Source organism: Kitasatospora sp. NPDC058243 (assembly GCF_042882025.1).
Classification (GTDB): Bacteria; Actinomycetota; Actinomycetes; order Streptomycetales; family Streptomycetaceae; genus Kitasatospora.
The window spans coordinates 1-11,515 of record NZ_JBHVWW010000003.1 but is presented as its reverse complement, the minus strand read 5'-3'; the positions used below and the strand labels follow the sequence as shown (position 1 = coordinate 11,515).

8 protein-coding genes and 3 tRNA genes are annotated in these 11,515 nt (G+C 73.6%); all 11 read right to left on the bottom strand.

The features are described from left to right. Nucleotides 1-68 precede the first annotated feature (68 nt). A complete protein-coding gene (locus tag ACFVX9_RS03085) occupies nucleotides 69-1,100 on the bottom strand; it encodes a ComEA family DNA-binding protein (RefSeq protein ID WP_380378494.1) in 1,032 nt (343 codons plus the stop codon). A gap of 152 nt (nucleotides 1,101-1,252) precedes the next feature. Beyond that, nucleotides 1,253-2,098 (bottom strand): DegV family protein, encoded by an 846-nt coding sequence (locus tag ACFVX9_RS03080; protein WP_063347537.1) that lies wholly within the window; start codon nucleotides 2,096-2,098, stop codon nucleotides 1,253-1,255. A gap of 158 nt (nucleotides 2,099-2,256) precedes the next feature. After that, nucleotides 2,257-3,075, bottom strand: a complete 819-nt coding sequence (locus ACFVX9_RS03075; RefSeq protein ID WP_387980082.1) for a hypothetical protein — start codon at nucleotides 3,073-3,075, stop codon at nucleotides 2,257-2,259. A gap of 328 nt (nucleotides 3,076-3,403) precedes the next feature. Then, nucleotides 3,404-6,286, bottom strand: coding sequence for a leucine--tRNA ligase (leuS, locus tag ACFVX9_RS03070; RefSeq protein WP_380378489.1), 2,883 nt, complete (start codon nucleotides 6,284-6,286; stop codon nucleotides 3,404-3,406). A gap of 344 nt (nucleotides 6,287-6,630) precedes the next feature. Further along, nucleotides 6,631-7,932 carry a hypothetical protein gene (locus ACFVX9_RS03065; RefSeq protein ID WP_387980079.1) on the bottom strand — a complete coding sequence of 434 codons (1,302 nt, stop codon included), beginning with the start codon at nucleotides 7,930-7,932 and terminating at the stop codon, nucleotides 6,631-6,633. Nucleotides 7,933-8,029: 97 nt separating this feature from the next. Beyond that, nucleotides 8,030-8,102 (bottom strand) — tRNA-Ala (locus ACFVX9_RS03060). A 367-nt stretch (nucleotides 8,103-8,469) separates the two neighbouring features. Continuing rightward, nucleotides 8,470-8,542, bottom strand: a tRNA-Ala gene (locus tag ACFVX9_RS03055). 43 nt (nucleotides 8,543-8,585) lie between these two features. Continuing rightward, a tRNA-Ala gene (locus ACFVX9_RS03050) sits at nucleotides 8,586-8,658 on the bottom strand. Nucleotides 8,659-8,924: 266 nt separating this feature from the next. After that, on the bottom strand, nucleotides 8,925-9,572 hold the full coding sequence (locus ACFVX9_RS03045; RefSeq protein ID WP_063351096.1) for a histidine phosphatase family protein: 648 nt from the start codon (nucleotides 9,570-9,572) through the stop codon (nucleotides 8,925-8,927). After that, complete coding sequence (gene rsfS / locus ACFVX9_RS03040) at nucleotides 9,569-10,027, bottom strand: ribosome silencing factor (RefSeq protein WP_063347541.1); 459 nt, start codon at nucleotides 10,025-10,027, stop codon at nucleotides 9,569-9,571. The genes ACFVX9_RS03045 and rsfS overlap by 4 nt, the downstream gene beginning before the upstream one ends. A 130-nt stretch (nucleotides 10,028-10,157) precedes the next feature. Then, the coding region (locus ACFVX9_RS03035; protein WP_387980077.1) for an LCP family protein at nucleotides 10,158-11,515 on the bottom strand (1,358 nt) is incomplete at its 5' end.

The window sequence follows — 11,515 nt, the reverse complement described above, 5'->3', positions numbered from 1 at the left end:
ACGACGAGCAACGACGGCCGACGACGGACGGGCGGGAGAACAGGCGGGCAAGGGGACGGACGGGGAGGTCAGAGGGTCAGCAGCGGACGGAGTTCCGCGAACGTGCGCGCCCCGATGCCGCTGACCTGCCGGAGCTGGTCGAGCGTGCGGAACGAGCCGTGCGACGTGCGGTAGGCGAGGATGCGCTGGGCGAGGGTCGGGCCGACGCCGGGGAGGGTGTCCAGCTGTTCGAGGCCGGCGCGGTTGAGGCTGACGGGCGGTCTGGGCGTGCCGGCCGCCGGCGGTCCGTTGCCGGCTCCGGCTCCCGGGGCGGAGGCCTGAGCCGGCTCGCCGACCAGGATCTGTTCACCGTCCGTCAGGACCCGGGCCAGGTTGAGGCTTCGGGTGTCCGTCTCCGGCAGCGGACCGCCCGCCGCCCGTAGGGCGTCGGCCACTCGCGAGCCGCCGGGCAGGGTGTGCAGGCCGGCGAGGTGAACCCGCCCGCCGATGTCGACCACGACGACCGCCCCGCCCCCGGGGCCGACGGGATCGGCCACCGAGACCGCGGCCGGGCCCGGGCCCAAGGCCGGAGTCGGCACGGACGCGGATGCCGCCCCCGCCACCCCCTCCACCCCCGGCGAGACCGGTGGGACCGGTGAGACCGGGGCGGACGCCAACGCCGGCACGGCCACCGCCTGCGGTCTGGCCAGCCAGAAGTGCTGCACGGCGTAGCCGACCGCGAACAGCAGCAGGACGGCCAACCCGGCCACCGCCCGCCGGTCGAGTGCCATCGCCGAGCCGAATCGAAGGCCCGACCCGGCCCCCGGCCCCGGCGGATCCGCGTCACCGCCCGCCCTGACCGGCTCCAACGGCACAGGCGGCACAGGCCCCGCCGACGGAGGCCGCTCCCCCGCCCCGGACGGAACCGCGCCCGAAGGCGGCCCGGTCGACGCGAGCGCGCCCATCGCGGCACCGGAGCCCACCGGCCCGCCCGCCCCGGCCTCTGCTCCCGCCCCATCGCCCGCGACGCCGCCGCCGGTCGGCAGCAGCGCCGCCATCCGCAGCCGGACGGTCTCGTTGATCTCGTGGCGCTTCGCCGCGCCCAGGCCCATGGTCGTCATGCCGAGGACGGTAGGAGTCCTCGGCAGAGTACGCAGAAATTACCGAACCCCTGTGGATAACTCAGGGGTTGTGGACAAAACAGATCACTCACACGAGTGATCAGCGCCACGAAGAGTTGACCAGAGCCCGCGACACGGCACGCCCGGCCCGCTCAGCGCGGCGCGACGACCACCGCGAGCAGCCCCGGCCCGACGTGCGCGCCGATCACCGCCCCCACCTCGCCCACGTACAGCTCCCGCAGCCCCGGCACCCGGGCCCGCAGCCGCTCCGCGAGCGGCTCGGCCCGTTCCTCGGCCGCCAGGTGGTGCACGGTGATGTCGACCTCCCCGCCCCCCGACCGCTCGACGGCGATCTCCTCCAAGCGCGCGATCGCCCGCGACGCGGTGCGCACCTTCTCCAGCGGTTCGATCCGCCCCCCGTCCAGGTGCAGCAGCGGCTTGACCGCCAGCGCCGACCCGAGCAGCGCCCGCGCCGCCCCGATCCGGCCGCCCCTGCGCAGGTGTTCCAGGGTGTCGACGTAGAAGAACCCGCTGGTCACGGCCGCCCGCCGGGTGGCGGCCTCGGCCGCCTCCGCCAGGTCCCGCCCGGCCGCGATCGCCTCGGCCGCCGCCAGCACCGCGTATCCGAGGGCCATGCCGACCAGTCGGCTGTCCACCACCCGCACGGGTACCGGCGCCTCGGCGGCCGCCAGCCGGGCGGCCTCCACCGTGCCGGACAGCTCACCGGAGATGTGCACCGAGACGATGCCCTTCGCCCCGGCCTCGGCGGCGGCCCGATAGGCGGCGGCGAAGGCCTCGGGGTTCGGTCGGGAGGTCGTCACCCGCTGCTTGTCGCGCAGCGCCTCGGCGACGTCCTTGGGGGAGATCTCGACGCCTTCGCACAGGACCGCGTCACCGACCGCGACGCTCAGCGGGACCACCGTGATCCCGTACCGGTCGAGGGTCTCCTGCGGCAGGTAGGCCGTGGAGTCGGTGACAAGTGCGAGGTCAGAGGGCATGAGGCGGAGATTACTCCCCGTTCGTCCGGGAGGACAGCGCCCGGGTGCGAGCCCCGAAAGGCCCCGAGGACGCCGCCGGAGCAAGCACGCAGCACCCGCCGAAGCACGGCCGCAGCACCCGGCGCGGGGTGCTCGGCTCAGGCTCGGCTCGGCTCAGCTCAGCCTGCCGTGGGCCCCGCCGACGGCTTCCGCAGCCGCTGGGCCAGCTTGGCCAGCGGGTCGGCGAGTCCGAGGAGCTCCTCGGCGCTCGGACGGCCCTTCCCGTCCGTCAGCCCGGCCCGCGCAGCACCCCCGGAGGCCGCCCCCGAGCCAGAACCCGAACCCGAGGACGCCCCCGAACCCGAGGACGCGGAGGACGCGGAGGAAGCGGAGGAAGCGGAGGAAGCAGCGGAGCCGGAGGCGGACGCGGACGACGACTCCCCCGAGGTGTCCCAGTGCCGCAGCGCCCCCGCCTCGCTCTCGCACTCCTGGCTGAGCCGGCTCAGCTCGTCGTCCGCGAACCGGTGCATCCGGTCCTGCGCGGCCCAGCGCATGGTCTCCGCGGAGTGGGTGATCCGTTCGGCGCGCTCGCGCAGCTCCGGCAGCTTGGCCGCGATCCGCGCGGTGTCCGGCTCCCGCTCCAGCATCCGCAGTTCGCCGTCGAGTTCGGCGGCGTGTGCGTCGAGCCTGCCGAGCAGGGCGAGGGACTCGCCGAGCTGGCCGTCCTGGGGGAGGCCGCTCTCCAGCACCTGCCGGGTGCCGTCGAGCGAGGTGCGCAGGCCGAGCCGGACGGCGGCGATCTGGCCGGGCGGTCCGACCTTGGTGAAGGTCTTCGCCTTGAGGGTGGCGTTCTCCACGGCGCGCCGGGCGTTGGCCTCGTGCCGCCCGATCTTCGTGGCGACGGCCTTCGCCGCCTTGACCGTGCCGACCACGGCCAGGACGAACGCCGCGATCCCGAAGAGCAGGACCAGGCCGATCATCACGCCGAACGCGTCCATCGCGAGCCACCTTCCGCCACCGTTTCGGCCCCCACCGGACCCAACGCGGGCCGTACTGCCGAGGGTTCCACGGTAGCCGCCGGATCGGGCCCGGGGCGGACGGAACGGGCCCGGGCAGCGGAGATCAGGGACAGATCGGGGATCTCCCCGAGGGTTCGGGGGTCCTCCCAGGGCCCCGGGCACGAGCAAGGGCGGGCGTCCCGAAGGACACCCGCCCCAGCAGCCTCAGCCGGCCGACTACCAACCGACCGACATCAGCCGCGCGACCTCAACCGCAGCCGGCCGACCTCAACCGCAGCCGACCGACCTGAGCCTCAGCCTCTCAGTCTCAGCCCGTAACGATGTTCACCAGCTTCGGCGCCCGCGCGATCACCTTGCGCACCGGCGCCTCGCCGATCGCCGCGACGACGGCCGGGTCGGCCAGCGCCAGCGCCTCCAGCTCGGCGTCCGAGATCGTCGGCGCGACCTCCAGCCTGGCCTTCACCTTGCCCTTGAGCTGCACCACGCAGGTCACCGTCTCGTCCACCACGTACGCCGGGTCGGCGACCGGGTAGTCGGTGTGCGCCAGCGACTCGTCGTGGCCCAGCCGGCGCCACAGCTCCTCGGCGATGTGCGGGGCCAGCGGCGCGACGATCAGGACCAGCTGCTCGGCCACGGCGCGCGGCGTGGAGCCGCGCTTGACCAGGTAGTTGTTCAGCTCGATCGCCTTGGCGACGGCCGTGTTGAACCGCAGCCCGGCCATGTCGCCGCGGATGCCGTCGATCGCCTTGTGCAGGGCACGCAGCGTCGCCTCGTCCGGCTCCTCCTCGGTGACGACCAGGTCGCCGGTGGCCTCCGAGACGACGTTGCGCCACAGCCGCTGCAGGAAGCGGTACGAGCCGACGACGGCGCGGGTGTCCCAGGGGCGGGAGACGTCCAGCGGGCCCATGGACATCTCGTACAGGCGCAGCGTGTCGGCGCCGTACTCGTCGGCGATCTCGTCGGGGGCGACGGCGTTCTTCAGGGACTTGCCCATCTTGCCGGCCTCGCGCTTGACGGCCTCGCCCTGCCAGAAGTACTGGCCGTCGCGCTCCTCGACCTCGGCGGCGGGCACCGGGAAGCCGCGCTCGTCGCGGTAGACGTCGGCGGTGATCATGCCCTGGTTGAACAGCTTGTGGAACGGCTCGACGGACGAGACGTGGCCCAGGTCGTGCAGCACCTTGTGCCAGAAGCGCGCGTACAGCAGGTGCAGCACGGCGTGCTCGGCACCGCCGACGTACAGGTCGGCGCCGCCGGCCGGCTTGGTGGCCGTGGGGCCGAGCCAGTACTTCTCGTTGGCCGGGTCGACGACCGCCGAGGAGTTCGACGGGTCGACGTAGCGCAGCTCGTACCAGCACGAACCCGCCCAGTTGGGCATGGTGTTGGTCTCGCGCCGGTAGGTGCGGACGCCGTCGCCCAGGTCCAGTTCGACGTTGACCCAGGCCTCGTTGCGCGACAGCGGGGTCTTGGGCGAGGAGGTGGCGTCGTACGGGTCGTAGGTGTGCGGCGAGTAGTCCTCGACCTCGGGGACCTCGACCGGCAGCATCGACTCGGGCAGCGCGTGCATGACGCCGTCCTCGTCGTAGACGATCGGGAAGGGCTCGCCCCAGTACCGCTGGCGGCTGAACAGCCAGTCCCGCAGACGGTAGTTGACGGTGCCCTCGCCGATGCCGCGCTCGGCCAGCCAGGCGGTGACGGCGGCCTTGGCGTCGACGACGCCCAGCCCGTCCAGCGTCAGCCCGTCCCGGGAGGAGTTGACGATGACGGAGTCGTAGGTGTCGAAGGCGTCGTCCCAGGCGGCCGGGTCCTCGCCGCGCCCGTCGGTGGGCTGGACGACGCAGCGCATCGGCAGCGCGAAGGCGCGGGCGAAGGCGAAGTCGCGGTGGTCGTGGGCGGGGACGGCCATGATGGCGCCGGTGCCGTAGCCCATCAGCACGTAGTCGGCGATGAACACCGGGACGGACGCGCCGCTGACCGGGTTCACGGCGTAGGCGCCGGTGAAGACGCCGGTCTTGACCTTGGCCTCGACCTGCCGCTCGACGTCCGACTTGGCGGCGGCGGTGGCGCGGTAGGCGGCGACGGCCTCGGCGGGGGTGGCGGCGCCGCCGGTCCACTCGGCGGGCACGTCCGCGGGCCAGGCGGCCGGGACGATCGAGTCGACCAGGCCGTGCTCGGGGGCCAGCACCATGTAGGTGGCGCCGAACAGGGTGTCGGGCCGGGTGGTGAAGACGGTGATCTTCTCACCGGAGTCGACGGCGAAGTCGACCCGGGCGCCCTCGGAGCGCCCGATCCAGTTGCGCTGCTGGAGCTTGATGGCCTCGGGCCAGTCCAGCAGGTCCAGGTCGGAGATCAGGCGGTCGGAGTACGCGGTGATGCGCATCATCCACTGGCGCAGGTTGGACTTGAACACCGGGAAGTTGCCGCGCTCGGAGCGGCCGTCCGCAGTGACCTCCTCGTTGGCCAGGACGGTGCCCAGGCCGGGGCACCAGTTGACCGGCACCTCCTTGGAGTACGCCAGCCGGTACTCGCCCAGCAGTTCGTCGCGCTCGGCGGCGGACAGGTCGGCCCACGGGCGCCCGTCCGGGGTCGGCTTCGCGCCGGACTCGAACCGGGCGATCAGCTCGGCGATCGGCCGGGCCCGGCCGGCCTGCTCGTCGTACCAGGAGTTGAAGATCTGCAGGAAGATCCACTGGGTCCAGCGGTAGTACTCCGGGTCGATCGTGGAGATCGAGCGGCGCGGGTCGTGGCCCAGGCCCAGCCGGCGCAGCTGCTGGCGCATGTTGGCGATGTTGGCCTCGGTGGAGACCCGCGGGTGGGTGCCGGTCTGCACCGCGTACTGCTCGGCGGGCAGGCCGAACGCGTCGTAGCCCAGCGTGTGCAGCACGTTGTGGCCGGTCATCCGCTGGTAGCGGGCGTAGACGTCGGTGGCGATGTAGCCCAGCGGGTGGCCGACGTGCAGGCCCGCGCCCGAGGGGTACGGGAACATGTCCATGATGAAGCTGTGCGGCTTCGCGGCGACGTCTCCGGCCGCCGGGTCGGCCAGCGCACCGGCGGGGTTGGGGGCGTTGAAGGTGCCCTCCTTCTCCCAGAGGTCCTGCCAGCGGGACTCGATCTCCGCCGCCAGCGCGGCGCTGTACCGGAACGGCTCGGTCGCGGTCTCGGCCGTGCCGGACGCAGGGGTCGTCTCGCTCATGGTCCTTCAAGCTCCATCGATGTCAGTTGGCGAACCGCGGACACGGCCGGCCCGTGAACGGGGGCGGAAAACAAAAAATCCCCTCGCAGGAGGGGACGCCACGCCGACTCCGGCACCGCCCGAGGGCGTAACCGGTCCTGGTCAGCGCGGCCGGCTAAGGAGCAGGCGCACGGTTCGCATGGGCTCAGGGTACCGCAAGCAGATCAGCGCGCTCCCGGGTATCCACCGGGGCCCGACGGCCCCGGGCCCGCCCCCGCACGGACCTCACCGCCGACCCGGGAAGCCCCCCACCACACGCAGCCCCCGCCCCACCGACGCCGCCCCCGCCCCGCCACACACAGACCTCACCGCCCCGCCGACGCCGCCCGCGTCGCCGCGTCGAAGTCGCGCAGCGCCCGCGCCAGCCGCTCGGACTGCATGCCCGCCGCGAGCGCCCGGGCGAGCGACGCGGTGCGGGCGGCCTCCCGCTGGTCGCCGAGGCGCCGGTGGGTCTCGGCGAGGCGGACCATCAGCAGCGCCTTGGACCGCCCGCGGCCGGCCCCCAGCCCGGCGACGGCCTCGGCGAGCAGCGCCTTGGCCATCCGGTGCTGGCCGAGTGCCAGCCGGCCCTCCCCCACCATCCCGGCGAGTTCGGCGCGGGCCGCCTCCGTGCCGGGCACGCCGTCGAGTTCGGCGAAGGCCCGGGCGGCGGCGGCCTCGGCCTGCTCGGCCTCGCCCCGGCGGCCGTGCGCGCGGGCGATCCGGCCGAGTTGCCGGGCCCGGCCGGCGGGGCTCAGTGCGGAGCCGTGCCGGGCCAGGGCGGTGTTGAGCGCGGCGACGGCGTCCAGGCCGCGCCCTCCGGTGCCCTGGGTGGCGAGCACCACCAGGCCGCCGAGCACGGCGACGCCGAGCCGGGCGTCGCCGCTGACGTGGGCGGCCCGCAGGGCGGCGACGAAGGCGCGCTGGGCGGCCGCGTCGTGGCCGAGGTCGTACGCGGCCCAGCCGGCCAGCCGGGCGAGCCGGCTGGCCGTGCCGTACAGCTCGCGGCCGACCCGTTCGTCGTAGGCGCCGAGTTCCAGCAGCTTGGCCAGCATGGCGAGTTCGGCCCGGGTGGGGCCGAGGACGAGTCCGCCGCCGCAGGAGCGTTCGAGCCGCTGCTTGCTGCGGTAGGACAGGCCGAGGTCGCCGACGAGGCCGGGGTCGATGCGCAGCGCCCCTTCGCCGCCCCCGACGGGCGGGGGCGGGGAGGCGAGCCGTTCGGCGGCCTGGTCGAGGTCGGCGCCGCGGAAGAGGTCGGTGAGGCGGACGGGCCCGGCGTCGGTGGCGGCCTCGCGCAGCGCGGTCTGGGCGGTGTCGGCGGTCCACGGGTCGGTGAGCAGCCGGGGCGAGAGGATCTTGGCGCCCCGGTGGCCGCCCATCCGGCCCCAGAGCTGTTCGTAGGTGACGGCGATGCCGAGGGTGCGGCTGAGCACTTCGCAGACGGTCTGGTCGTGCGGGCTGCGCGGCACCATGCCGCGGTCGCGCCACTTGTAGGGGGCGGTGGAGCTGATGGCCAGGCCTGGCGGCAGGGCGAGGCTCACCTCGCGGGCGAGCCGTTCCGGACTCCAGCCGAGCTGGTGCAGTATCCGGGCCAGTTCCTCGTTCCGCCTTCGCTCCAGATCGGCCATGGAACGACGGTAGCGGTCTTTCCGGCCCTTCCGCCGGTGGCATGCGCAGAACGCCGAAGGGCCGCCTCCCATTTCGGGAGGCGGCCCTCGACTGCTGTGGAGCTACGGGGAATTGAACCCCGGACCTCTTGCATGCCATGCAAGCGCTCTACCAACTGAGCTACAGCCCCTTGACCTGCGATGTCACCGGAGGCTTTCGACCGTTTCCGTCCGGTTTCCCTCGGCGACATCGCCCACTTTACACGGTCCCGGGGGTGCTCCACGAATCCGTTCCCAGGGGCCCGCGTTCCCGCTCCCTCAGGCCCCCGCTCCCCCTCCCCGAGACCCGCGCTCCCGCCCCCGGGGCCCGCGCCCCCCACCCCGAGACCCGCGCTCCCGCCCCCGGGGCCCGCGCCCCCACTTCGGGACCCGCACTGCCACCCCCGGGCCCGCAGGTCACCCCGGAGGCGCCCCGGCGACGGGAACTGGCAGACCCACAGAGGCGGCCCGGCAACGCGAGAGGCCGCCACCCGATGGGTGACGGCCTCTCAACTACTGTGGAGCTACGGGGAATTGAACCCCGGACCTCTTGCATGCCATGCAAGCGCTCTACCAACTGAGCTACAGCCCCGCGACACGGGCGCTCCTGATCGAACAGGATCGCTGGTGCGGAGTGGAGCTATGGGGAATTGAACCCCAGACCTCTTGCATGCCATGCAAGCGCTCTACCAACTGAGCTATAGCCCCGCAGTCGTCGGATCTCCCGCTTCCCTTCCGGGCCGCGTTCCTTCCCTGCGAACGAGGAAAACTCTAGCTGGTCAGGGCCGGAACTGCGAAATCCGCCCCTGCGAAGCCCCTGCACGCCCCTGGCGAGCCCCCGGCAAGCCCCTGCATGCCCGCAACCCCGCCCGCACCCCACCCCACCCCGCGACGCGCCCGTCGCTCAGGCGTCGTCGCTCAGGCGTCGTCGCTCAGGCGTCGTCGCTCAGGCGTCGTCGCTCAGGCGTCGTCGCTCAGGTGTCGTCGCCGATGACCGGCTGCGGGAGCGTGCCCGCGTTGTGCTCCAGCAGGCGCCAGCCGCGCGCCCCCTGTCCGAGCACCGACCAGCAGCAGTTGGACAGCCCGCCGAAGCACTCCCACTGGACCGGGTCCAGGTCCAGCAGCCGCCCGAGCATGGTGCGGATGGTGCCGCCGTGGCTGACCACCACCAGCGTCCCGTCCTCCGGCAGCTTGTCGACGGCCTCCAGCACGACCGGCACCGAGCGGTCGGCGACCTCGGTGGCCAGTTCGCCGCCGCCGCGCCGCACCGGCTCGCCGGCCGCCCAGGCCGCGTACTCCTCCGGGAAGCGGTCGCGGATCTCGGCGTTGGTCAGGCCCTGCCAGGAGCCCGCGTAGGTCTCCCGCAGGCCCTCGTGGTGCTGCACGTCGAGGCCGGTGACCTCGGCCAGTTCCTCGGCCGTGCGCTTGGCCCGGGTGAGGTCGGAGGAGATCAGCAGGTCGGGGCGCAGGCCGGAGAGCAGCCGGGCCGCCCGCTGGGCCTGGAGGACGCCCTGGTCGGTCAGTTCGATGTCCGTGGTGCCCTGGAAGCGGGACTCCAGGTTCCACGAGGTCTGGCCGTGGCGCCAGAAGACGACGCGCGGCCCCCGCCCGTCCCGGCTCAGTGCAGGTCCTCGGGCTTGCCGAAGTCGTCGGCCGGGGCGACGACGTTGCCGGCCTCGTCGGTGTGGGCGTCGGGCCGGTTGCGCGTGGCCAGGGCGTCCTCGGGCAGCGGCAGCTCGGGGCAGTCCTTCCAGAGGCGGTCCAGCGAGTAGAAGGAGCGCTCCTCGGAGTGCTGGACGTGCACGACGATGTCCAGGTAGTCGAGCAGGATCCAGCGGCCGTCGCGCTCGCCCTCGCGGCGCACCGGCTTGATGTCCAGCTGCTCGCGCAGCTGGTCCTCGATCTCCTCGGCGATCGACCGGACCTGGCGGTCGTTGTTGGCGGAGGCGATCAGGAAGGCGTCGGTGATCGACAGCACCTCGCTGACGTCGAAGGCGATGATGTTGTGCGCGAGCTTGTCGGCCGCCGCCTGCGCGGCGACGGTGATGAGCTGCTGGCTGTGGTCGGTGACGGTCACGGTGTTCTTCCGGCTCGGCGGCTTGGGGGGCGACCCCTGGCTCCTGGCCGGGGGTCGCCTTCCAGGATCTCACGCCGCCCGGGCGGCCCCGGAACGCTTTTCCGGGGCCGCCCGGGCCGGAGGCCGCGGCCTACTGGCTCTTCGGCGGCTGGTAGTCCTTGCCGAGCACGACCACCAGGTCCGCGTTCTGGGCGTCGCCGACCTTCTTCACCGCCGTGTCCGGCAGTCCGAGGCTGATCGCCAGCGACTTCGCCGCGGCCTGCCGGGCGTCGTCGGTGTAGCGGATCTCACTGGCGGCCTGCGCGGCGGTCTTGGAGCCGGGCAGGAAGGTCAGGCCGGAGTTCACGATCTGGACCTGTGCGGCGGCCGCCGCCTGGTCGTTGCCGGTGGCGTCCTGGAGCGAGACCCGGGCGGGGGCGTCGGCGGAGGCCGCGGACTTCACGGTGCCGCCGAGCACGTCCTTGACCTGCTTGCCGGCGGTGGCCTCGTCCAGGCCGCCGTCCGGTTTGACGGTCAGCGCGGTGGTGCCGAGGTGGCCGTCCTTCGCCTGCTGGGCGAGCTGGGCGAGCACTCCGGCGAGGGCGTCCTCGGGCAGCGAGGGGTCGAGCACCGCGTTCATCCGGTGCACGTCGTCCTTGGCGTCCTTGAACTCGGTGGGCATGGTGCGCACCACCGCGTCCATCACCTGTCCGAACCGGGCCAGTTGGGCGTCCCGGTTCTCGCCGGACGCCTGGAGGGTGGCGTACGCGACGGCGGCCTTCCCGTTCAGCAGGGTGTTCTTGCCGGCCGCGGACAGCAGCTTGCCGTCCGGCTTGCCGCCCTCGTGGGTCTCGGCGTTGGTGTCCACCCGGACGCCGCCGAGCTGGGAGACCAGCATCTCCAGGTAGGGGGTGTCCAGCCGCCAGGTGCCCGCGACCGGGGCGCCGAGCACGGTGGACAGGCCGTCGCGGGTCGCGGAGGCGCCGATGCTGTCCATGGCCTGGCCGACGGTGGTGACCGGCGGGTCGCCGGGGCCGGGCAGCCGCAGGGTGTCGGGCAGCAGGAGCACGGTGCCCTTCTTCCCGGTGGAGTCGTTGACCAGCAGCGCGCTGGAGACCTTGCCCTGGAGGTCGCGCAGGTGGACCACGCTGACCTGGCGCGGACCGGCCGCGCTCGCCGCGGTCTGCTTGTCGCCGGTGAACCAGAGGTAGCCGCCGGTGCCGGCCGCCGCGAGCGCCACCACCACGCCGAGGCCGATCAGCCGGTTGCGCAGCCGGCGGCGGCGCTCGGCGCGCACCTCGCTGCGGGACTCGGCGAACTTCAGCCAGTCGATGACGTCCTCGGACTCCTCCCCCTCCTCGTCGACGAAGGTGAACTCGTCCGTGGGGTAGTCGTCCTTGGCGGCCTTGCCTCCAGGCTTGCCGCCGGCCTTGCCGGCCCGGGCCCCGCCGACCAGTTCGGACGGCGGCTCGGGCTTGGCGCCCGCCGCCTCGGCGGCGGGCCGGGGCA

Bases quoted from the DNA above. Each gene is read 5' to 3' on its own strand.
- ACFVX9_RS03085 (WP_380378494.1), bottom strand. From the start codon at position 1,100: ATGACGACCATGGGCCTGGGCGCGGCGAAGCGCCACGAGATCAACGAG.
- ACFVX9_RS03080 (WP_063347537.1), bottom strand. From the start codon at position 2,098: ATGCCCTCTGACCTCGCACTTGTCACCGACTCCACGGCCTACCTGCCG.
- ACFVX9_RS03075 (WP_387980082.1), bottom strand. From the start codon at position 3,075: ATGGACGCGTTCGGCGTGATGATCGGCCTGGTCCTGCTCTTCGGGATC.
- leuS (WP_380378489.1), bottom strand. From the start codon at position 6,286: ATGAGCGAGACGACCCCTGCGTCCGGCACGGCCGAGACCGCGACCGAG.
- ACFVX9_RS03065 (WP_387980079.1), bottom strand. From the start codon at position 7,932: ATGGCCGATCTGGAGCGAAGGCGGAACGAGGAACTGGCCCGGATACTG.